The following is a 22,100-nucleotide window of genomic DNA, read 5'->3' on the forward strand; positions in this document are numbered from 1 at the left end:
TGACCGGCCTTGCGCCGATTGCCTGCGAAAGTGGCGAGCGGGCCGGACATCGCTCCATCAGGGGCGGACGCCCAGCACCCAGGAACGCCATCTACATGGCCGCCCTGTCCGCCTCCCGTCACAACCCGGACCTCGCACGCTTCGCCGCAAGGCTGAAGAAAGTCGGAAAACCCAATAAGGTAGTCCTCGTCGCCGTCATGAGAAAGCTCATCGTCCTGGCAAACACCCTCATCACCAAAAACCGCATCTGGACACCAAATCCACCTTGACACCAAACACAGATGCTCATCCGCCCTACGGGCACCTTTTCCCCGAGGGGAGAAGAGGGAATCGAGACGTCGCCGCATATCTCTTCTCCCCTCGGGGAGAAGGTGCCGGCAGGCGGATGAGGGGGCCACACGGCACGCCCTCACCAAAGCATTACCCCGCAACCCCAACCCCAACCGCCACGCCGCGCCCCAGCGCCCTGAACACCGTCGAGACGATGCCGGCGCGGTCGAGGCCGGCGTGGGCGTTCATGGCTTCGGGCTTGGCCTGCTCCATCCAGATGTCGGGCATGACGAGCGAGCGCAGCTTCAGGCCGTTGTCGAGCAGGCCCTCGGTGGCGAGGAAATGCATCACATGGCTGCCGAAGCCGCCGATTGCGCCTTCCTCGACGGTGATCACCATCTCGTGGTGGCGGGCAAGCTGGCGGATCAGGTCGTGGTCGAGTGGCTTGGCGAAACGCGCATCGGCGACCGTCGTCGAAAGCCCCGCAGCGTCGAGATCCTCGGCGGCAAGCAGGCAGTCGGCAAGACGCGTGCCGAAGGAGAGCAGCGCCACCTTGGTGCCTTCCTTGACGATGCGGCCCTTGCCGATCTGCAGGATTTCGCCGCGCGCCGGCATGTCGACGCCGACGCCTTCGCCGCGCGGATAGCGGAACGAGATCGGCCCGCCATCATAGGCGACAGCCGTTCGCACCATGTGCTTGAGTTCGGCCTCATCGGCGGCCGCCATCACCACGAAGCCGGGCAGGGTGGTGAGGAAGGTGGTGTCGAAGGAGCCGGCATGCGTCGGCCCGTCGGCGCCGACAAAGCCGGCACGGTCGATCGGAAAACGCACCGGCAGTCCCTGGATCGCCACGTCGTGCACGACCTGGTCGTAGGCGCGCTGCAGGAAGGTCGAATAAAGCGCTGCGAACGGCTTGTAGCCTTCCGCTGCCAGGCCGGCAGCGAAGGTCACGGCATGCTGTTCGGCAATACCGACGTCGAAACAGCGCGACGGAAAGGCCTCGGCGAGCTTGTCGAGGCCGGTACCATTCGGCATGGCGGCGGTGATGCCGACGATCTTGTCGTCGAGGGCGGCTTCCTGCACCAGCGCTTCGGCAAAGACGCTGGTATAGCTCGGCGCATTCGGCTTGACCCTTGCCTGGGCACCGGTGATGACGTCGAACTTGTTGACGCCGTGATATTTGTCGGCCGCGGCTTCCGCCGGCGGATAGCCCTTGCCCTTCTGGGTGACGACATGGATCAGCACCGGTCCGCGCCCATTGTCGCGCACATTGCGCAACACCGGCAGCAGGTGGTCGAAGGAATGCCCGTCGATCGGGCCGATATGATAGAAGCCCATCTCCTCGAACATCGTGCCGCCGGTGACATAGCCGCGCGCGTGCTCGACGGCGCGGGTGATCGCCCGGTCGATGTTCTTGCCGAGATAGGCCGTCAGCTTCTTGCCGAGATCGCGGAAACCCATATAGGTGCGTCCCGAGGCGAGGCGGGCGAGATAGGCGCTCATTGCGCCCGTCGGCGGCGCAATCGACATGTCGTTGTCGTTGAGGATGACGATGAGGCGCGCATCCAGCGCCCCGGCATTGTTCAGCGCCTCATAGGCCATGCCGGCCGACATCGCCCCGTCGCCGATGACGGCGATGACGCGGCGGTCTGATTTGTCGAGGTCGGCGGCAATCGCCATGCCGAGGCCGGCCGAGATCGAGGTCGAGGAATGCGCGGCGCCGAAGGGATCATATTCGCTCTCCGCCCGGCGGGTGAAGCCGGACAGCCCGTCTTCCTGGCGCAGCGTCCGGATGCGGTCACGCCGGCCGGTGAGAATCTTGTGCGGATAACATTGATGGCCGACATCGAAGATCAGACGATCATCAGGTGTGTCGAAGACGCTGTGGATGGCGATCGTTAATTCAACGACGCCGAGACCGGCGCCAAGATGGCCGCCGGTGCGCGACACCGCATCGATCATTTCGTCCCGGACTTCGCGGGCAAGCTGCGGCAGGTCGCGATCCTCGAGCTTGCGCAGGTCGGCGGGATAGATGACCTGGTCGAGCAGGGGGGTCTTCGGCAGTTGTGTCACGGGCGGGCGCTCTTTCTTGCTTTTCCTTGTTCCGCTTTTATTCGATTAGATTGCGGCAAAACAAGTGCATTTCAGGAACCGAAGGTTTTCACCTTAGAGCATGATGCCGAAAAGTGTGAGCGGTTTTCGGATGACATCATGCTCCCACTGTTAAAGCATGATGCCGAAAAGTGTGAGCGGTTTTCGGATGACATCATGCTCCCACTGTTAAAGCATGATGCCGAAAAGCGTGAGCGGTTTTCAGCGGATATCACCCTCTATTTCTTCGATCAGGGTCCGGAATCGGGCGGGTTCAGCCTTCCGGCAAAGGCACGAATTCCTCTTCGTCACCGGGAACGATATCGAAGCGGCCGGTGCGCCATTCCTCCTTGGCCTGTTCGATCCGCTCCCTCGAGGAGGAGACGAAATTCCACCAGATATAACGTTTCGAATTGAGCGCCGCCCCTCCGAAGAGCATCAGGTGGCAGCCGTCACGGCCGGCTTCCAGCGTGATCTGATCGCCCGGCCGGAAGACCAGCAGCTGGTCGGCGGCAAAACGGTCGCCTGATATGACGACCTCGCCCGACAGCACATAAACGGCGCGCTCTTCGTGGCCTGCGCCGAAGGGAAATTTGGCGCCCGGCTGCAGGTCGAGATCGACATAGAGCGTGTCGGAGAAAACACCGACCGGCGATGTCATGCCTTCGAACGAGCCGATGACCACCCGCCCGCGCACGCCTGCCGTCTCTATCAGCGGCATGGCGGATTTTTCCGTATGGGCGAAGGCGGGATCGATCTCCTCCTTGTCGTCGGGCAGCGCCAGCCAGGTCTGCAGCCCCGACATCAGCAGCGGATGGCCGCGCAGATTGTCGGGCGTGCGCTCGGAATGGACGATGCCGCGGCCTGCCGTCATCAGGTTGATATCGCCGGGACGGATGACTTTTTCGGTGCCGAGGCTGTCGCGATGGCGGATCTCGCCGTCGAACAGATAGGTGACCGTCGACAGGCCGATATGCGGATGCGGCTTGACGTCGAGCGCCTCGTCGGGCTTGAGGATCGCCGGTCCCATGCGGTCGAAGAAGATGAACGGCCCGACCAGCCGCCGCTGCCGGCTCGGCAGCGCGCGGCGCACCTGAAAACCGCCGATATCGCTGGTGCGCGGGATGATCAGGCTCTCGATCGCGTCGCAGGCGAAGGCATCGCCGGGCAGGGGGTCTTTACCGGGAAAGAAGGACATGGGGATCTCCGATCGCTACAGGGCCGCGCGTCATCGCCCACAGATAGCGCCTGGAGCGCCGCGCGTCCAATCGGACGCGCAAAGGACGCTCCAGCACTGGAAAGCGCGCCGCGCGTCCAATCGGATGCGCAAAGACGCTCCAGCACTGGAAAGCGCGCCGCGCGTCCAATCGGACGCGCGAAAGGATGCCCCAGCACTGGAAAGTGCGTCGGACGATTGGTTCAGATCGCGGTAAAGCCGTTGTCGACGAAGAGATGGGCGCCGTTGACGAAGCTCGATTCGTCGCTGGCGAGATAAAGCGCGGCCCGCGCCACGTCTTCGGGTTCGCCGATCCGCCCCTGCTGGGCGGCAATGGCGGCATCCGAAACGTCGACGCCGAGCGCCTGCAGGTCGGCAACCTCGCGCAGGCCGTGCGGCGTGCGGATGAAGCCGGGGCAGACGGCGTTGCAGCGGATGTTGCGGTCGCGGAATTCCACCGCGATGGCGCGGGCAAACATATGCACGGCACCCTTGGTCGTGTCGTAAAGGACTTCCATCGGCGTGGCGGCGACCGCCGAGATCGACGAGGTGCAGACGATCGACCCGCCACCGCTCGCAATCATCTTCGGCAGCACGGCCTTGGTCATCAGGAACATCGAGCGCACATTGACGGCGTGCAGCCAGTCCCATTCCTCGACGGTTGTTTCGAGAAAAGGTTTGATGACGATCGTGCCGGCGTGATTGAAGAGCACGGTGACTGCGCCGTAGCGTTCCTCGACACCGGCGACGGCGGCATTGACGGCGGCTTCGTCCGAGACATCGGCCGTCCAGCAATCGGCCTCGCCGCCGGAATCACGGATCGCCTCGACTGTCTCGGCTGCTGCTTGCCGATTGCGGTCGATGATCGCAACGCGCGCGCCTTCCGCCGCAAAAAGCTTCGAGGCGGCACCGCCCATGCCGGTTGCGCCGCCCGAGATAATGGCGACCTTGCCCTTCAATCTGTCCGTCATTCCGCTGTCCCCTCATTGTTTGGGAGGGGATCATAGATCGGTCCGAAGCCGATGGCCAAGCGTCTTCAAAAGGTAGTTTGCTGTCTCAGGCGCCGTCGAGCGGCTCGACGCCCTGCGGCTTGCCGGCGCGGTCGAGCCGGATCTTCTCGATGCGGTTTTCGGCGGCCGAAAGCAGGGTCTCGCAATGTTTCTTCAGCGCTTCGCCGCGCTCGTAGATCTCGATCGATTCATCCAGCGCCACATCGCCGCGTTCCAGCCGGGCGACGATGCTTTCGAGTTCGGCGACCGCCTTTTCGAAGGAAAGGCCTGATACCTCAGGCTTGGCGCTGTCAGTCATTCTCAACCCTTCATCATTCTCAGAATATGCATGCCCGCCGATTCGGCGAGTCCCTCGAGATCATAACCGCCTTCGAGCAGGCTGACGACCCGGTTCTTGGCGTGCCGGTCCGCCAGTTCGAGCACCCGCCCGGTCGCCCAGTCGAAATCCTCGCCGGTCAGGTTGATCTGCGCCAGCGGGTCGCGGTGATGCGCGTCGAAGCCGGCGGAGATGATGATGAGATCCGGCCGGAAATCGTCAAGGGCGGGCAGCACGCGCGATTTGAACGCTTCGCGAAAATGGTCGCTGCCGACATTCGGCGAAAGCGGCGCATTGACGATGGTATTGTGCTTGCCCTTCTCGTCCTTGGCGCCGGTGCCGGGATAGAGCGGCATCTGATGCGTCGAGCAGAACAGCACCGAAGGATCGTCCCAAAAGATATCCTGCGTGCCGTTGCCGTGATGAACGTCCCAGTCGACGATGGCGATGCGCTCGGCGCCATGCGTCTTTTGCGCATGCCGGGCGGCGATCGCCGCATTGTTGAAGAAGCAGAAGCCCATCGCCGTCATCTTCTCGGCATGGTGCCCCGGCGGGCGGGCGGCGACGAAGACATTGTCGGCCCGGCCGGTAAAGACGTCGTCGACCGCCGCCATCGCCCCGCCGATGCCGGTCAATGCCGCCTGCAGGCTCTTGCTGCTGGCATAGGTATCGGCTTCGATCTGGTTGATCTCACCCTCTTCCTCGGGAATCTCCCGCATCACGGCGGTAAGATGCTCCTCCGGATGCGCCAGCAGCACCGCATCCTCATTCGCCTGCGGCGCCTGCCGGCGCTCCAGCCGCTCGAAATTCGGATGTTCCAGCGCGACATTGATGGCGCGGATCCTGTCCGACCGTTCCGGATGGCCGGCTGGTGTCACATGTTCCAGGAAGATCGGGTGTTCATAAAGACGGGTGCTCATGAAGACACTCTATCGGTCGCTTATGTCATGTGCCACAGCAGATGGGGCGTCGCCTGACGATTTCAACAAGCGCTCTTGTCGCGCCGTCCGACCGTTCGCCTATCAGGACTGTCTCTTTTGCGCCGTTCCCGTCGATCAGGTCCCTTGCAAGGCCCTGCATGTTGCCGGTACGTGGAGGACACTGTAACACTTTGAACTACTGCGTAATTTTATCCTTAAGCCGGTTCCGGTATAAGCTATTATGAAGTACTGTTGCCATGGGAACTCTGTAAGGCAGATCTGTTGATGAGTCAGTCGAAACGTCCTGATGTGGCGGAAATACGCGTGCCGTTTCGCGATGTCGATATGACCGGCCGGATGTTTCTGGCCTCCTATATTTCCTATGCAGAGTCCGTGCTTGCGAGCTTCTGGTCCTCACGGCCCGATGTCGACGACGAACCCGTCTATAGCCCCAGCAAGGTTTCCTGCTTTCTCCACCGCCCGCTGCACTATGATGAGCGGGCAACCTTCACCGCCACCGTCGACAAGATCGGCGTGCGCTCCATCGGCTTCCTCATTTCGATCGAGACGGGCGAGGAGCGCGCGGCCGAGGTGGAAATCATCTGGCAGGCCCACGCCCCCGAAGACGAATCGCCGGCTCCGTTGCCGGAGGAGACGCGCGACTGGCTTTATCGGTTTTTGAATTAGGGGATGCCAGAAAAAGTACAAAGTAGGTTCCTCGTGAATTGCGTAAGAACAAACGGCTAGCGTTCGGTCCATGTCGGGCAAAGGTGGCCATCGTGGCGATTTATTCATGCCGAAATGTCAGTAAATTTGCTCCGATGGCCATGCTTTCATATGAAAGCTTGCGGCGTTTTCCTGAGGTAAATCTTCCGCGATTCAAGTTTAAACGAAAAAGATTGGCCGGTGAGCAAATATATTCCACTAAACATCGGGGTCGCCATTCGGGCTAGCACCAGCGACCTCCATTCCTTCCGCTGGAAGACCGGCAAACGCGTCGAAGCAGACTTTCTTATCGATGACCTCCAACATTTGCTGAGGGTCTCATTTGATGGTCCCTGTATCGTCCGATTGATTGATGAAATGCCGCTGAGCACCGAACACGAGCACAGTGCTGACGAAGGCTTGGTTCGCGACCATTTCGCATATCAAGTGGAGGAAGCTGCCTTCAATAAGTCGCAGTCTGAAATCTGGAAGACGGCTGTTGGTATATACGGCCCGACTTTACACTTCCGCTTCGTAACTGGCTGGACGTGCATGGATGTTGTGACACCAGCCACGCCCGAATTTGAGATAGTCCCCAAAGCCATTGCACAACAAACCTAACCTGCATCGGGTTGGGATTTGTGCAATCAGGCAAATCTAGATTCAGGGGGGCGTGATGCTGCTTGAATCACCGTAAAATGATGCGCGTCATATGACATCCTGATTGCCTTCGACGAGCAGGGCAGTCCGTCCCTGTGGCCCTTCACGTCGCCCTGGACCGGATCACCCACGACGCGCGATCGGCCGGAGCCAATGCCCGGCTATGCGATGACCGGCTCCGAAACGCTCTTTCGCGAACTCCACTCTTCGTTGGTCTGAGTCTTGACGTCGAATTGGTCGCGTGTCCTCGCATATGTGTGGCCACCCATCCTTCCGACGGCGTCCATCAGTTGCTGGTCGATATGCAGGTTTGTCGGATTGACCGCATCGCTTCTGACATAGACGCCAAGCACTTCGCCGAGGATGATTTCGCGCGCCGGGCCGACCTGCAGGGTCGTGTGGCGGCGGCATTCGAGTGCTGCGGGTGCTGCCAGGATGCGCGGGCTTCTGACCATCTGTCCCGGCGCCGTTGCCAGCCCGGCTTCGGAGAGCTCATCGACCTCAGGGCCGAACTTGATGGCGCAGACCTCCATCTGCTCGACAAGGGCGTCATCGCAGATATGGACCGTGAACTCGCCGGTCTCGCGGATGTTGCGGGCGGTATCCTTGAAGCGCATGTCGGCATAATTCTCGACGCCGATGGCGACGATTGCCGGGTCGTGGGTCAGGACGTTGAAGAAGCTGAACGGGCCGGCATTCGGCTGGCCCTCCTTGCTCAAGGTGGTGACCAGCGCGATGGGCCGCGGAATGACCGTGCCGATGAGGATCTTGTAACGCTCGCGCTCGGTCAGCTTGGCGAAATCGAAATGCGTGTGTTTGTTGTTGGTCATGTCAGGCCTCGGCAGCGACGCGGTGGGTTTCAAGCGGGGTATGGCGGCTGAGGTTCTCGAAACCGTCCTTGGTCACGACATACATGTCGCCGATATTGCAGCCGGCCGACAGCGGCTCCAGCCATTGCGTGTGCAGCACGAAGACCATGCCCTCTTCCATCCTGTCGTAGTTATGCGAGGAGATGTTGAAGCTGTTCTGGCCGCCGGCCATGCCGACCGAATGGCCGAGGTTCGGATTGTGCGGTCCGTGCGTTGCCGGATAGACGTGCATGAGCTTGCGGCCCTGCGCCTCCCAATCGATGTCCTTCACATACTGATGGGGGATCAGGCGTGCGCCGCCATCTTCCATCGGCGACCAGTTATAGGGCATGGTGCGTGCCTCGGGTGAGGTGAGCATGCCGCGCTCGATCATCGGCTCGAAGGCGGCATTGTTGACGTCGCGCATCAATGCGCCGGGCCTGATCAGCTTTTCGGCCCGCTTGACGCCTTCGGTGCAGGCGGCAAGCACATCCTCCTGATGGCTGGTGATATCGCCGATTGCGATCATGCGGGCGGTCTGGGCGGTATAGCCGCGATAGGTCACGTTGGAGATATAGAGGTTGATGAGGTCGCCGGGCCGGACGATGTGGCCATAGGGCTTGCCGCAATGGGTGCCGAATTCGTTGATGCCGATCTGGTAGCCGTCGCCGGTTTCGCCGCCGAGCGCCATCTGCGCATAGGTGAAGGCGGCCAGGATTTCATGGTCGGTGACGCCTGACTTCGCCACATGATATGCGGCCTGCGTGCCGATGCTGACCAGTTGGGCGGCGGCGCGAAACATCTCGATCTCGGGCAGCGAGCGGACCTTCTGCATGCGGTCGAGAATGGTGTTGTCGGCGACGAACTTGCTCTTCGGCATCAACTCGTCGAGGGCAGACCAGAAGGTCAGCGACGTACGGTCGCCGATCCTGCCGATCTGGGCCTTGGCGAGGCCGAGACTGGCGAGAACCTCGGCGCATTTCTCGGCGGTCTTGATGACGGAATCGCCGGGACGGTCGGCATATTCGCGGCCGATCGGGCCGATCTGCCAGATTTCGTCGACGAGCACAGGCTCGCCGCCCGGCGGCAACAGGACGGATTGGGTGAAGAAGGAGAGAAGCACCATCGCCTTGTCGGCGTCGGTCGGAATGATCAGCACGCCTTCGCGCATCCAGTCGCAAATATAGCGCAGATAGGCGTTCGAAGCGTGGAACCAGCCGACGCTGCCGGCGTGGACGATCAGCGCGTCGTGCCCGGCTTCGACCGCCTGACGGCGAATTCTGCGAAGGCGATCCTCGAACTCTTCGACAGGAAGCGGCAGCGGGGCGGAGAAGTCGAAATCCGGCTGGAAATCGGCCAGCAGCGATCCCATCCCGCCGCCTGCGTTTGTCGCGCGCATGTTCATGAGTTTGTTCCTTCCAAGTTCAGGCATCGGTCAAATGGCGGATCGTTCAGGCCTGCCGCGGCGGCGCGAGAACGCGCCGGGCAACCAGCAGTCCGACCAGCGTCACGGCGATCAGAATTCCGGAGATTGCCGCGACGCGCACATCGAGCGATTCCTCGATCAAAGCGAACATCCGCAGCGGCAAGACGGTCGTTCGGGCGTCGGCGAGGAAAAGCGATACCGACACATTGTCGAGCGACTGGATGAAGACGAGGAATGCGCCGGCCAGGATGCCGGGCATCAATAGCGGCAGGGTGACGCGCCGCAGTGTCATGAACCAGCTTGCGCCCATCGTCGTCGATGCTTCGGCAAGCGAGGGATTGAGGCCCTGGGCGACGACGGAGGCGGCGCGGTACATCAGCGGTCCGAAGACGACGACATGGCCAGCCACGGTCAGCCAGAGCGACGGCTTGAAGCCAATGAAGTTGGCGACGATCAGGGCGGCGAGGCCGTAGACGAGGCTCGGCAGGACGAGCGGGGCGAGCAGCAGCGGCTCGATGGTGCCGGCGGCGCTGCGCTTCATGCGCGTCATGCCAATGGTTGCCGGAACCGCAAAGATCAGCGATCCGAGGACGGCAAGGCCGGCGATCTTCAGCGAATTCCAGGCGGCGATATGTTCGGTTGCCGAGCGAACGGGATCGAGCAGCGCCGCGTACCACCGGAGCGAAAAGCCCTGCGGCGGATATTTCAATGTCTGCCCCGAGGTGAACGACATCGTCAGCGCTATCACGATCGGTGCCACGAGATAGATGACGCAGAGCCCGCCGAAACCGTAGACGAATGCCTTGTAGAGCATGACGGGAATGGGATTTTCGCGACGATCAGGCATGACCGACCAACCTCCTGTGACGGGACATCATGGTAAGGGCGACCAGCAGGCAGCCGGTGGACAGCAGCAGGACGACGGCGATGGCCGAGGCCAGCGGCCAGTCGAACAGCGTGCCGACTTCACGGTAGATCAGTTGCGGAACATAGACGTTGCGCGCGCCGCCAATGACGGCCTGGGTAACGAAGGAACTGCTGGTGCTGGCAAAGACCAGGATCCAGCCCGCCAGCAAGCCCGGCAGCATCAGCGGCAGAAGCACGGTGACAAAGATGCGCCAGGGACCGGCGCCGGAAACCTGGGCCGCTTCCGTCAGTTGCACCGGCGTGCGCGACAGGATGGCGATCAGCGGCAGGATGATCAGCGGCAGGTCGATCTGGCACATGGCCATGACCAGGCCGAGTTCGGTAAACAGCAGGCTGGTCGGCATGCCCGTCAGGCCGAGCCCGACCAGCGCTTCGCTGATCGGCCCCTGGCGCCCGAGGATGACGATCCAGGCGAAGGTGCGCACGACATTGCTGGTCAGCATCGGAATGAGCGTCAGGAAGATCAGAACCTGCCGCAGGTTTCGGCCGCCGTGCCAGTAGAGAAGCGCGATCGGCACGCCGAGCAAGGTCGTGCCGATGACGGTTTCGAGCCCGAGCCTTGCGGTATTGACAAGGACGCGGAAATTGAACGCGTCGCCGAAGAAGCGGGCATAATGTTCGAGGGTTGCTCCGCCGGGACCGGCGAAGCTGAAACCGACGAGGACGGCGAGCGGCGTTGCGAAGAACGCCACGGAAAGCAACAGCATCGGCAGGACGTATGGGAAGCCGCTCGCCTTCATCACATCACCTCAACCGGCGACCAGCGCGTCGAACTGGCGGATCCAGTCGTCGCGGTTCTTGTTGATCGCCACCCAGTCCGGATAGACCATGGTCTTGATTTGATCGCGGGTGACATAGGCTTCGATGCCCGGTGTCAGCGCCACGTCCTTGTTGGTCGGGAACATCTCTGTCGGCGGCTCCTTGAGCTGGTCCTGGGCGGCCTTGGAGATCGCGGCATCCATATAGGCATAGGCCGCGTCGAGATTGGCCGAGCCCTTGGTCAGGTGGATGTTGACGGGGGCTGCCGGCGAGCCGGTTTCGGGGTGGACGAATTCGGCATTGAGGCCGAGGCTTTTCAGGTGGGCGACGTTGCCGGTCGAGCACATGAAGACGGCGATTTCGCCCTGCTGGAACAGCGTCATCTGATGGTTGGTGCTGTCGACCACGCCCTTCAGATGCTCCGGATGATCCTTGAACAGCTTGAAGACGGCATCCATGTCGTTCGGGCCGGAACCGAAGATCTTGGCGATCTCGGTATAGGCCATGACGGCGGTGTTCGAGGCAAAGCCAGTCCAGGAAACCTTGCCGCTATAGGCCGGGTTTTCGAAGAGATCGCGATAACCCTTCGGCTTCGGAACGAGATCGGGATTGTAGGCGATGCCGTTGACTTCGATGGTCACGGTCGGGCCATATTCGCCCTGGAAGGACGGATCGAGCATGCCCCAGTTCTTGAGCTTGCTCGGATCGATCTTCTGGATGAGATCCTTCTCGATGGCGACGGCCATCTGGCCGGGCGACATCAGCAGCGTGTCATAGGGCGGGTTGCCGGGGCTTGCCATGATTTTGGCAAGCTGGTCCTGCGCCATCGCCGGCGCAATGGTCAGGTCGTAGCCTGCATCCTTGACCATCGGTGTCAGCACTGTGCGGTAGGCATCCTCCCAACTGCCTGGGAAAGTGGCGGCAACGGCTCCGCTGCCGGCAGCGCGGGCGGCAAATGGAAGCATGGCCGATGCGGCAACACCGGCTGCCAGGAAACCGAACCCACGGCGGGTAATCTGAAAGTCCTTCATCTCGTTCACCTCTGTTGAATTGTTTCTTCACTCATGATTTCCGGTTCGGCCGGAAAGGCGTGACACCTTGCGGTGTCGATCTCGGCAAATAGCTGCGTTCCCGGTTCGGGAATGAATGTGGTGGGGCCTCTGACCTCGGAGGCGCGCAGGCCCGTGCCGTCTTCCAGAACAAGGTCATGGACGAGGGAAGGGCCGAGCGGCACGGAAACCGTCATGTGAACGGGCAGGGTACTCTCGCCCGGCTGCGTCGACAGGCGAACCTCTTCCGGCCGGAAGGTGATCGTGACCTTCGAGCCGAGGGTGAAATTCAGCCGGCGCGGCAGCAGCAGGGTCCGGTCATTCGCAAGGCCGATCAGCGAGCTCTCGGCATCGAGCCGCAGCACCGTTCCATTGAGGAGGTTGGCCTGGCCGATGAAGGTGTTGACGAAGAGCGTCTTCGGGCGGTCATAGACGGTCATCGGCGTGTCGATCTGTTCGACATTGCCCTTGTTCATCAGCACCAGGCGGTTTGCGAGGCTCTGGGCCTCCTCCTGGTCGTGCGTGACGATCAGCGTTGTGATGCCGAGCGTCTTCTGCAGGTGCAGCAGCTCCACCTGCAGATCGAAACGCAAGGCGCGGTCGAGCGCGCCGAAGGGTTCGTCGAGCAGAAGAAGGGACGGGCGCCCGGCGATGGCACGCGCAACGGCGACGCGCTGCTGCTGGCCGCCGGAGAGTTCGCGCGGCAGGCGGTTGCCATAATCCTTGAGCCTGACGAGAGACAGCATCTCCTCGACCCGCACCTTGCGCTCGGCGCGAGGAAGCTTCTGGCAGGCCAGCGGATAGGCGATGTTTTCTGCGACCGTCAGATGCGGAAACAGAGCATAGTTCTGGAAGACCATGCCGACGCCGCGTGAGCGGGCCGAGACCTCTGCCAAGTCTTTCTCTCCGAGCACAATCCTGCCGGTCTTCGGCTGGATCAGCCCGGCGATGGCGCGCAGCACGGTCGACTTGCCGCAGCCGCTCGGCCCGAGCAGAGCAACGATCTCGCCGGCCTCGATATCGAAGGCCACGTCGCTGATGGCGTTCTGGCCACCGTAACTGTGGGTGAGGCCCTGAACGCTGAGCCGCTTGCGTTCAGCCATATTCGGTATGCCTGGCATAGGGCCTCCCTGGTTCTGGGTCGAGGTCACGGATTGCTGTGCTGTCTCCGGCACAAGACGGAGATGCGGTCCGGCGAGAAATTTTGCGTCGAGCTTGTTCATGAGAAACGAATTGCAAGCGGCATGCCAGTTTTGCCGTTCGTCATTGTCGTCAATTCTAAGTCAATGAAAATTAAGCAACATTTTAGATTTATAAAGTTTCGCAAATTCATAATAATACATATGAGATTTAGAATTCGCATTTAGTTTTTGTATAAATTTTCGCCAGTGTCGTATATTAAATGGGCATCAGATAGAAACAGCCACGGCCCCTGAGCCGGCGATCAAGCGCCGAAAAGTGCGGATTTGGCATCTGATGAGGTGTTTTTAGGCCTCTTAGGCGAATGGGGCGGTCAAAAGTGATGCGGCAGGGCAGGCGAGCGTAAAAATTGTGCATCATACGTTCGAAACTTAATGCGAATTATGTTGCGAAACTCTATCCGAAATGTCGTCATCAAGAAAAAGACTATGGATATCAGACAATTATCGATGCGCCACTGCAGGTGGCACGGCGATTGCATGGATGATCCCGAGAATTCACCGACACAAAAAGGGGATCACATGATGCGCATCCAGAAAATCTTGAAGGCCGGAGTTGCCGGAGCGATGGTCTCTTTGATCGCGGCCTCTGCTTACGCCGCCGGAGGTGCCGCCGAGAAGATGACGGCCGATGCCGATGTCGCCAAGCTCCCAGGCGTCGTCCTCTCGCAGCAACTGGCCGACGGTCTGCCGCCCTCCATCAAGTCGTCGGGCGTCTTGAAGGTCGCGACCGACCTGACGCCGCCGATCAGCTTTCACGGCGAGGATGGCAAGCTGATCGGCATCGATGCCGATATCGCTGCAGCACTCGGCGTCATCCTGGGCGTCGATGTTGAGATGACCGATGTCGGGGCGGGTGCGGCGATCGTGCCCTCGATATTGGCAAAGCGCTTCGACATCTCCATCTCGGGCATCAACGACGATCTGGAGCTGGAAAAGCAGGTCGACGTCATCGACTATATGTATGACGCAACGACGATCATGACGATCAAGGACAATCCTCTCGCCATCAAGGGCATGGAGGATCTGTGCGGCAAGAAGGTCGCTGTTCCCGTCGGCACCTTCCAGGCGAAGATGGTCGAGGCGGCATCGGCCAAATGCGCGACCCCGGTCAATATCATGTCGATCCCGAAAATGCCGGATGTGCTGCAGGCCGTCCGCACGGGGCGGGCCGATGCCACGGTCAATGGTTACGCCACCAGCGTCTACACCACCGAGCACCAGACCGGAAACGGCAAGGGCCTGCAGGCGCTGCCGGATATCCGCCTTGCCGTCGGTTATCTCGGCATGCTGACGGCCAAGGACAATTCGCAGCTGCGCGACAGCGTCGTAGCCGCCTTGCAGCAGATCGTGGACTCCGGCGCCTACGAGACCATCATGAAGAAGTGGAGCCTCGGACCGCTGGCCGTGAAGACCGTCAAGGTCAACGATGCCGCCAGCATGCCTGCGGATTGACGCCGATGGCCCTGTTTCAAGCATCACCCATATCGCTCTCCCTTGCGCCATCGGTCGGAAGACCGATGCGTTGGGGGCAGATCGCAACCGGTGCCATCGCGATTTCAGCGCTGGCCTTCTTCGCGCTCGTCGTCGGGCAGAGCCAAAGTATCCAATGGTCCGAGATCCCCCGCTATCTGGTGGATCCTTCGATCCTGCGCGGCGTGCTGCTGACGCTTGAATTGACGGCGGGTGCCATGGTGTTCGGCATCGTGCTCGGATGCCTGCTGGCGCTGATGGCGACGAGCCAGAACCCAGTTCTCAAGGTGATCTCCGCCGGCTTCGTCTGGTGGTTTCGCGGCGTGCCGCTCATCGTCCAGATCTTCTTCTGGTTCAATATCGCCCTCTTCATCCCGCAGATCGGGATGGGAAGCTTCACCATTTCGATCAACGATCTAGTGACGCCGGCCCTGGCCGGCTTCCTCGCACTCGGGCTGCACGAAGCCGCGAACATGTCGGAGATCATCCGCGGCGGCCTGGTCGCGGTCGATCGCGGCCAGCGCGAAGCGGCCACGGCGCTCGGGCTAAGAAAGACACAGACTTTTTTTACCGTCATCATGCCCCAAGCCACGCGTATCATCGTGCCGCCGACGGGGAACCAGGCCATCGGCATGCTGAAGGCCAGCGCCATCGTCTCGGTCATCGGCATGCAGGATCTGTTGACGCAGGCGCAGGCAATCTACGCCCGGAACTTCCTCGTCATCGAACTGCTGTTCGTCGCTTCGATCTGGTACCTCGCCATCACGAGTGTCGCATCCATTGGCCAGCACTATCTCGAAAAGAGTCTCGTTCCGAAAGGCCGGACAGCAACGAAGCCTCGCGCTCCCGGACGGGCGTGATCGCGGATCGATCTACGTGAATTGAGATCAACAACGAAGGGGTCGCCAGTGCAGCGCGCCCCATCAGGAAACAGCAGAGGAGCATGACATGAAACTGGGAATTGACGGCATAAAGCTGCCGGAGGCGAAGAAGCGGGGGCCTCTGGCAAGCCTTGATCACGTCAAGGAACTTGGGCTCGCAGGCCTTTTCTTCAGTACGGCGCTGGACATGAGTCCTGACCTCGACAGCGGCCTGCTGCGCGAGATCAGGGCGAAGGCCGACGACCTTGGCCTCTATCTCGAAAGCGGCATCGGCAAGATCAATCCCTATTGCAGCGCCGAGGAACCGGCCCTGCGGGCAGCCGGCGGCGGCGATATCATTGCCGGTTTCACGCGCATGATCGAAGCAAGCGCCGCGATCGGCTGCCATGAGCTCTGGGTTGCTCCGGGCAATTTCAAGAGCGAATATCGCGGCCGGCTGGCCAATGACCGCTTCCGCACCGATGTGACCTGGGAAGATCAGTTGCTCGGGATCGAAAAGGTCCTCCGCAAGCTCGCTCCCGTCGCCCGTACCAATGGCGCGCACATGAACATCGAAACCCATGACGAGATCACCTCCTTCGAGATCCTGAGACTGATCGAGAAGGTCGGCGCCGATTGCGTCGGCGTCGTCTTCGACACGGCAAACGGACTGCAGCGGGGCGAGCATCCGGTCTTCGCCGCCAAGCGGCTGGCTCCCTATATCCGCCAAACCCATATCAAGGATGCCTATGTCGGGCGCGCTCCGGGTGGTCTCGACTTCCAGACCAGACCCGTTGGCGGCGGCATCGTCGATTTCGCCACGATCCTTCCCATTCTTGCGGACGCCCACCCGACGCTGAACCTGTCGCTGGAGGTTGCCCAGTCTGTCGCCGACAAGTCTCGCAAAGCCAATCCGCGGCAGTGCATCGAGATCGACGATCCTATCTGGCGCGCCGGCCACCCCGACCTGACGGCGGATGAGTTTGCGGCCTATATGGCGATGGTGGATGCCTATGAGAAACGCGTCGCCTCAGGTGAAATTCCGGACTGGGTCGCCTATGAAAGCAGCCAATACGGCTACCCGACTTACGAAAATCAGTCCTACGGCTTTGCCGAGGCGATCGGCTTCATCCAGCAATCGGCGCGTCATGTCGAGGCGGTTTGCGCCGAAAAGGGTATTGCCCTGTCCGCATCGGTGAAGAAGCAGAAAGCGGCTTGATTTCCCAAGGCGGTATCGGCGTTTTCGCCAGTACCGCCGATCGAAATGCACGTGCCGAGATGATCTACGCAGGAATATTCTTATGGAAATAATTATCGGGCACGGATATCTGGTGATCGATCGAATCGACGCAAGGCCGCCAGAGGCAATTTGGAGACTGAAATGAGAAAGATGCGCCGTCAGAGTCCCAAGGCGATGACAGCGGCCAATGGGTCGGTAGAGAGCGCCGATACCCATGACGATGTTTCGGAACGTATCCGCGCCACGCTTGCCGCCGCCATCGGCGAGGGTGCGCTCAAGCCCGGCACCAAAATCCTGGAGGAGGCGATCGCCGAGCATTTCGGTGTCAGCCGCACCGTCGTGCGCGGGGCACTCGGTGTGCTTGAGAGCGACCACCTGCTGGAACGCAAGAGAAATCGCGGCACTTTCGTCGCCGAGCCGAGCGTCGAGCAGGCAAAGAGCCTTTTCGAGGCGCGGCGGAAAATAGAGCGGCTGCTTCTGGAACTCGTCATCGCCCGGGTCACGCCGGAGCAGCTGGATGCGTTGCAAAAGCTGACGGACGAAGAAGAGCACATCCATCACCATGGCGACGAAAAATCGAAGACGGTTCTGTCCGGCAAGTTCCACATCGTGCTTGCCGAAATCGCCGGCAACCCGGTGCTGACGGAAGTGCTCGCCAAGATCGTCGCCCGGCTTTCCCTCGTCATGTCGCTCTATGAGGAAGACCGCAAGGACGACTGCGGTGCGGACCACCATCGCATGATCGTTGCTGCCTTGAAGGCAAAAGACCTCGCCAAGGCGCAACAGCTGATGGACCACCACCTCGCCGACATCGAAGGCCGTGTGCGCCTGACCGAAGGGCAGGGTGACCGGCACACATTCCTGGCCGTACTGGAGAATTTTTCCTGATGGAGATCCGCGCGTATCGCTGATGCTTGCTCCAGGACTTGAATCAACAAGAGTCCAGCGAGCTATCTGCCGTGGCGGGTTCGTGCGTACAGCCCTCCAGCCCGCTTGGAGACGGCAAAAGAGGGCAGTCATCCTCGGATTGGCTGACAGCGGACATTCGCATGATCTGCAGGATCGAGTAGACGTCTGTCTTCGGTCACATCGCAACAGCCAAAATCCCAGTGTAGGTCAGATGATGCAACAACTGATCGGCTCCGTGCGCGGCCCAGTAAGGACGGCTTGTCATGGCAGCCGGATGGCGGCGCGCGTGAACGGCCTTTACGTGATCAACGGTAAAGTGAATTAGAAATTCGCCTAGCGCCAAGACCGTGATCGTCACGCCATCCAGCCCGAACAAAAGCAATCCCGGAAGGGTGCCCGCTACGTGGATCGCGGCATGAATATAGCCTCCCGGGTGGCGGATATCGCCCTTGCCCTGCAGAATCCAGGCCGGCTGCAAGAGATAGTCGGCGGCGAAATGTTTGACCTGCAGCCAGGCGAGTAAGCCAATAAGGAAAGATGCACTTTCCATGATCCGTCCTCCCTCAAATCGGGGGCGATTTCCGATCCAGGGTAAAGATCGGCACCGGTTGCGATTTGCCGCGCACCACCGTCTCTCCCAGCGAGCGGGCATCGAGCCGCCGGTTCGCCCGTTCCCACGTCTCGCCACTCAACACGATTTCAACGCCTTTGTCTTTGGCGACGCCGACCAGGCGGCTTGCGAGGTTTACGACATCGCCAATCGCCGTGTAGCTCAGGCGTTCGGCCGAGCCGATATTGCCGACGAGTGCCGTCCCGCTGTTGATGCCGATCCTGACCCGCACTGCGTCATGCTGGGGCGCGAGCGGCGGGATGGCATGCATCGCGTCACGGATCGCGGCTGCCGCACGGCAGGCACGCGACGCGTGATCGGGCTCGTCGTTCGGCGCATTCCAGATCGCCATCACAGCATCACCGATGAATTTGTCGACCGTGCCGCCCTCGGCGTGGATCGCGGCGATGGAAAGCGTGAGGAAGCGGGTGAGATGCGGTTCGACACCGGCGCCGAGTTCCTCGGTCATCTCCGTAAAGCCCGGCAGGTCGGCGAAGAGAACCGTGATGTCGGTAAGCTTGCCGCCGGGCCTGGGCTCGATGCCGCCGTTGACGAGCGGCTTGACGACATCGAGCGGCATGAAGCGGGCGAAGGCCGATAGCCCCGAAGACATCCGTTTCAGCGCGACGGAGAAGTCATTGAGTTCAACCAGCACGGTGGGCGTGTGGCTGACGGCATCGAGTTCGAAGCGTTCGACCGCGTGCAGTTGTTGCGCCAGGCGGGCAAGCGGCCGGGCGAAAAGCAGGCGGGCGAAAATAATCGCGGTGACAGCGGCAAGCAGCGCGATGCCAGCGACGATGAAGAGCACGCGCTTGGTGTTCTCATCGATATCGCCGGCAAAGGTGGAGCGCGGAATCGCCGTCAGCAGCCGCCAGTCTTCAAACGGCAGCGCACTGGATGAAATGAACACCGGCCCGAGAGCGGCACTTTGTTGCAGCGTGCGGAAGACGTTTTGAGGATGGGTCCGGCGCGCGGATGCGACGGCAGCAGAAAGCACGTCGGTCTTCGGAAAATCGGCGAGATGGGCGGCCATGATGCCGTCCGACGGTTCAGACGTGGCGAGGACCACATCGTCCTTCGCGAGCACATAAATTTTGCTCTCCGAGGGCATGTTGAGATCCTGCAACGTCAGCGACAGTTGTCGCAGGCTGACCGCTACCATGACGACACCTTCGAGCCGTCCGAAGGCTTCGACCCGTTTGGAAAGAACGATCGAAGGCTCGAAACCGCTTGGCAAGATGTCCACGACCGTCCAGGCCGGATCGGTGCTGTCCTTGCCCTTGCGATACCAGGACGAGCCCTCCGTCACATAGGCGCTCTCGGTGTTGACGCGCTCTTCGAAGAATATGTCGCCGGGGATCGGCTTGTATCGGTCGCGGCGCAATGTTCGAGGTTTGCCGGGCGCGGCTTTGCCGATTTCGACCATCTCGATCCGGCCATCGGCGGCGGCATGTGAACCGAAGAAGCGCCCATCGGTGAAACCGAACCCAATCCAGGCGATCGCCGGCTGCTCACGCAGCAGCGAGAGAAACAGGAACTCGCGCTTGACCTCGTCATCGGGCTTGATGGCGCCCTGGAAGAAGACCGAGCGGATTATTTCCGCGGTACTCGATACCAGTGCGAGTTGCGAGGCGAGTTCGTTGCGAACGGCGCCGGTGCTTTGCGCATCGAGGGCGGCCACGACATTATCGACATTGGCACTCGCGGTGCGTTGCCAGATCAGATGGACGAGGACAGCCGTCGAGATGACGGCAAGCAGCAGCAGCATAGTGACTGCGCGGCCCATCTTCACGCGTGGAAGGAAATCAGCGCTCATGGCGGTCGGTGATGAGGCGGGCGCTCCGCTCGTAGCGAAGATAGGCCAGGCCCCAATCCATGAAAACCACGAGGCGATTGCGGAAACCGACGAGGAACCAGAGATGGGCGAGGTTCCAGATCAGCCAGGCCGAAAACCCGGACAGCCTGATCCGTCCGAAATCGGCGACCGCCGCCTTGCGGCCGATCGTGGCGAGATTGCCGAAATGCCGATAGCGGAACGGCTTGACCGGATTGCCCGCGATGAGCGCCCGGATGGCATGCGCGGCATGCTCGCCCATCTGCTTGGCGGCCGGCGCTGTGCCTGGCACGGGATGGCCATCCGCGTTCTTCGCCGCAGCGGTATCGCCGATGACGAAGATGTTGTCGTGGCCGTGGACATTCAGCCGTTCGTCGACCACCGTGCGGCCGGCGCGGTCGGCCCCGGCGCCGAGCCATTTGGCCGCTTTGGATGCCATGACACCTGCGGCCCAAAGCACGCATGCCGAGCGAATCTGGCGGCCGTCGGCGAGCATGACGCCTTCGCTATCGCAATGGGTGACGGCAGCGGCGGGCAACACTTCCACGCCCAAGCCTTCGAGATGACGGTGCGCCTTTGCCGAAAGGCAGGCCGGCATGGTGGGCAGGATACGGTTGCCGGCTTCGACCAAGACGACGCGCGCCGAAGCGGCATTGATGTGACGGAAGTCGCGAACCACGACCTTGCGGGCAAGTTCCGCAATCGCACCGGCCATTTCGACGCCTGTCGGGCCGCCGCCGACCACAACGAAGGTCAGTAACGCCTCGCGCCGCTGATCATCCTCAGTGACTTCGGCGCGTTCGAAAGCGGAGAGAATCCGGGCGCGGATCTCCGTCGCATCGCCGATCGTCTTCAGGCCCGGCGCGCTTTCGGCCCACTCTTCATGGCCGAAATAGGCATGACGGGCGCCGGTCGCGACAACAAGATAGTCGTAAGGGATGGTCCGCTCGGCGGTGTGAACAAGCTGCGAGGCTTTGTCGATCCGCTCTACCCTTTGCATCAATACCGTCACATTCTTCTGGCGCGACAGGATGCGGCGGATCGGCATCGCGACTTGAGCGGGGGATAGGCCTGCAGTCGCCACCTGGTAGAGCAGCGGCTGGAAAAGGTGATAATTGCGACGGTCGATGACGGTGATATCGACCTCAATGCTCTTCAGCGCCATGGCTGCGGCAAGCCCGCCGAAGCCGGCACCGAGAATGACCACGCGCGGGAGGCCATTCCCGGGCATTGGGCGGATCATGTTCGGCGCACCGCCCGTCATCGCGCCCTCGGCTTCGATCCGCATGGCTCAGCGCTCCCGCGAGAAAAAGCGGCCGGCGAGATGGTCGAGCGAGATGACGCCCGCGCCTCGCGCGAAAATCAGCAGCAGCGGAGCCGCCCACGTCAGATGTTCGCCCCAATGGGTAGGATAGACGAAGATCTGGATTGTGGCGACAACGCCGAGCAGCATAAGCGCCGCGAGTCGCGAGAAGAGTCCGAAGAAGATCAGGATTGCACCCGACAGTTCGGCGGCCGTGGCGAGCAGGGCTGCGACGCCGGGATCGAGTACCGGCAGCCGATATTCCAAGGCGAAGAGCTGGACCGTGACGGGCCAGGAGGCGAGCTTGCTCTGCGACGATTGCCAAAACACGTTCGCAACAGTGAGCCGGGCGACGAACTGGACCGCCGAAAGCGGTACGGACGAGGCCAGCCGGAGTGCATGCGAATAAAGGCCGGCGAAACCGCCTCGTTCGGGCATGGATGTCGGGGTCATCATGGTCATCGATCCATTCCTT

General features: G+C 61.4%; 22 protein-coding genes. 7 read left to right on the forward strand and 15 right to left on the reverse strand.

Annotated elements, in window-relative coordinates; all coding sequences use genetic code 11:
- A partial coding sequence (locus tag ACIPSK_RS29685) for a transposase (protein ID WP_446533092.1) occupies nucleotides 1-269 on the forward strand: 269 nt, incomplete at its 5' end.
- A gap of 151 nt (nucleotides 270-420) precedes the next feature.
- On the opposite strand, the gene dxs is transcribed toward ACIPSK_RS29685, so the two are convergent.
- The 5 genes from dxs to ACIPSK_RS29710 all read right to left on the reverse strand — a co-directional run bounded on the left by dxs (nucleotide 421) and on the right by ACIPSK_RS29710 (nucleotide 5,823).
- On the reverse strand, nucleotides 421-2,343 hold the full coding sequence (gene dxs / locus ACIPSK_RS29690) for a 1-deoxy-D-xylulose-5-phosphate synthase (protein ID WP_162118339.1): 1,923 nt from the start codon (nucleotides 2,341-2,343) through the stop codon (nucleotides 421-423).
- A 292-nt stretch (nucleotides 2,344-2,635) separates the two neighbouring features.
- A complete protein-coding gene (locus tag ACIPSK_RS29695) occupies nucleotides 2,636-3,559 on the reverse strand; it encodes a pirin family protein (protein ID WP_162118338.1) in 924 nt (307 codons plus the stop codon).
- Nucleotides 3,560-3,780: 221 nt separating this feature from the next.
- Nucleotides 3,781-4,548: an SDR family NAD(P)-dependent oxidoreductase gene (locus tag ACIPSK_RS29700; protein WP_162118337.1), complete on the reverse strand. Its 768-nt coding sequence runs from the start codon at nucleotides 4,546-4,548 to the stop codon at nucleotides 3,781-3,783.
- An 85-nt stretch (nucleotides 4,549-4,633) separates the two neighbouring features.
- The gene (locus tag ACIPSK_RS29705; protein WP_003545921.1) at nucleotides 4,634-4,885 is read right to left on the reverse strand and encodes an exodeoxyribonuclease VII small subunit; all 252 of its coding nucleotides are present in this window, start codon (nucleotides 4,883-4,885) and stop codon (nucleotides 4,634-4,636) included.
- A 2-nt stretch (nucleotides 4,886-4,887) separates the two neighbouring features.
- The gene (locus ACIPSK_RS29710; protein WP_017959231.1) at nucleotides 4,888-5,823 is read right to left on the reverse strand and encodes a histone deacetylase family protein; all 936 of its coding nucleotides are present in this window, start codon (nucleotides 5,821-5,823) and stop codon (nucleotides 4,888-4,890) included.
- 285 nt (nucleotides 5,824-6,108) lie between these two features.
- Between ACIPSK_RS29710 and ACIPSK_RS29715 the strand changes: the two genes are divergently transcribed.
- Together ACIPSK_RS29715 and ACIPSK_RS29720 are read left to right on the forward strand one after the other, a co-directional pair.
- Entirely contained in the window at nucleotides 6,109-6,510 is a 402-nt protein-coding gene (locus ACIPSK_RS29715) for an acyl-CoA thioesterase (RefSeq protein WP_162118336.1), read from the forward strand.
- 219 nt (nucleotides 6,511-6,729) lie between these two features.
- Complete coding sequence (locus ACIPSK_RS29720; protein WP_246709851.1) at nucleotides 6,730-7,149, forward strand: hypothetical protein; 420 nt, start codon at nucleotides 6,730-6,732, stop codon at nucleotides 7,147-7,149.
- Nucleotides 7,150-7,349: 200 nt separating this feature from the next.
- On the opposite strand, the gene ACIPSK_RS29725 is transcribed toward ACIPSK_RS29720, so the two are convergent.
- From ACIPSK_RS29725 to ACIPSK_RS29750, 6 genes are read right to left on the reverse strand one after another with little or no spacing between them, the layout of a single operon-like run.
- Complete coding sequence (locus ACIPSK_RS29725; RefSeq protein ID WP_162118335.1) at nucleotides 7,350-8,018, reverse strand: flavin reductase family protein; 669 nt, start codon at nucleotides 8,016-8,018, stop codon at nucleotides 7,350-7,352.
- 1 nt (nucleotide 8,019) lies between these two features.
- Nucleotides 8,020-9,441: a M24 family metallopeptidase gene (locus tag ACIPSK_RS29730; protein WP_162118334.1), complete on the reverse strand. Its 1,422-nt coding sequence runs from the start codon at nucleotides 9,439-9,441 to the stop codon at nucleotides 8,020-8,022.
- 46 nt (nucleotides 9,442-9,487) lie between these two features.
- Nucleotides 9,488-10,309, reverse strand: coding sequence for an ABC transporter permease (locus ACIPSK_RS29735; RefSeq protein ID WP_162118333.1), 822 nt, complete (start codon nucleotides 10,307-10,309; stop codon nucleotides 9,488-9,490).
- Nucleotides 10,302-11,129 (reverse strand): ABC transporter permease, encoded by an 828-nt coding sequence (locus tag ACIPSK_RS29740; RefSeq protein ID WP_012755672.1) that lies wholly within the window; start codon nucleotides 11,127-11,129, stop codon nucleotides 10,302-10,304. The genes ACIPSK_RS29735 and ACIPSK_RS29740 overlap by 8 nt, the downstream gene beginning before the upstream one ends.
- Nucleotides 11,130-11,138: 9 nt before the next feature.
- The gene (locus tag ACIPSK_RS29745) at nucleotides 11,139-12,188 is read right to left on the reverse strand and encodes an ABC transporter substrate-binding protein (protein WP_222385808.1); all 1,050 of its coding nucleotides are present in this window, start codon (nucleotides 12,186-12,188) and stop codon (nucleotides 11,139-11,141) included.
- Nucleotides 12,185-13,420, reverse strand: coding sequence for an ABC transporter ATP-binding protein (locus ACIPSK_RS29750; protein ID WP_162118330.1), 1,236 nt, complete (start codon nucleotides 13,418-13,420; stop codon nucleotides 12,185-12,187). Before ACIPSK_RS29750 ends, ACIPSK_RS29745 begins: the two co-directional genes overlap by 4 nt.
- 498 nt (nucleotides 13,421-13,918) lie before the next feature.
- Between ACIPSK_RS29750 and ACIPSK_RS29755 the strand changes: the two genes are divergently transcribed.
- From ACIPSK_RS29755 to ACIPSK_RS29770, 4 genes are all read left to right on the forward strand, one after another.
- The gene (locus ACIPSK_RS29755; protein WP_162118329.1) at nucleotides 13,919-14,851 is read left to right on the forward strand and encodes an ABC transporter substrate-binding protein; all 933 of its coding nucleotides are present in this window, start codon (nucleotides 13,919-13,921) and stop codon (nucleotides 14,849-14,851) included.
- 5 nt (nucleotides 14,852-14,856) lie between these two features.
- A complete protein-coding gene (locus ACIPSK_RS29760) occupies nucleotides 14,857-15,729 on the forward strand; it encodes an amino acid ABC transporter permease (protein WP_162118328.1) in 873 nt (290 codons plus the stop codon).
- Between the two features lie 88 nt (nucleotides 15,730-15,817).
- Nucleotides 15,818-16,948, forward strand: coding sequence for a sugar phosphate isomerase/epimerase family protein (locus tag ACIPSK_RS29765; RefSeq protein ID WP_162118327.1), 1,131 nt, complete (start codon nucleotides 15,818-15,820; stop codon nucleotides 16,946-16,948).
- A gap of 162 nt (nucleotides 16,949-17,110) precedes the next feature.
- Complete coding sequence (locus ACIPSK_RS29770; protein ID WP_017963084.1) at nucleotides 17,111-17,857, forward strand: GntR family transcriptional regulator; 747 nt, start codon at nucleotides 17,111-17,113, stop codon at nucleotides 17,855-17,857.
- A 196-nt stretch (nucleotides 17,858-18,053) separates the two neighbouring features.
- Here the strand turns inward: ACIPSK_RS29770 and ACIPSK_RS29775 are convergent, their stop codons facing one another.
- The 4 genes from ACIPSK_RS29775 to ACIPSK_RS29790 are packed head-to-tail and all read right to left on the reverse strand — an operon-like array spanning nucleotide 18,054 to nucleotide 22,087.
- Nucleotides 18,054-18,428 carry a DUF3307 domain-containing protein gene (locus tag ACIPSK_RS29775; RefSeq protein ID WP_017963085.1) on the reverse strand — a complete coding sequence of 125 codons (375 nt, stop codon included), beginning with the start codon at nucleotides 18,426-18,428 and terminating at the stop codon, nucleotides 18,054-18,056.
- Between the two features lie 13 nt (nucleotides 18,429-18,441).
- Nucleotides 18,442-20,304 (reverse strand): adenylate/guanylate cyclase domain-containing protein, encoded by a 1,863-nt coding sequence (locus ACIPSK_RS29780; protein WP_162118326.1) that lies wholly within the window; start codon nucleotides 20,302-20,304, stop codon nucleotides 18,442-18,444.
- Nucleotides 20,294-21,610, reverse strand: coding sequence for an NAD(P)/FAD-dependent oxidoreductase (locus ACIPSK_RS29785; RefSeq protein WP_162118325.1), 1,317 nt, complete (start codon nucleotides 21,608-21,610; stop codon nucleotides 20,294-20,296). The genes ACIPSK_RS29780 and ACIPSK_RS29785 overlap by 11 nt, the downstream gene beginning before the upstream one ends.
- Nucleotides 21,611-21,613: 3 nt before the next feature.
- Entirely contained in the window at nucleotides 21,614-22,087 is a 474-nt protein-coding gene (locus ACIPSK_RS29790) for a DoxX family protein (protein ID WP_162118324.1), read from the reverse strand.
- Between the last annotated feature and the right edge of the window lie 13 nt (nucleotides 22,088-22,100).

The organism is Rhizobium sp. LARHSG275 (assembly GCF_052871115.1).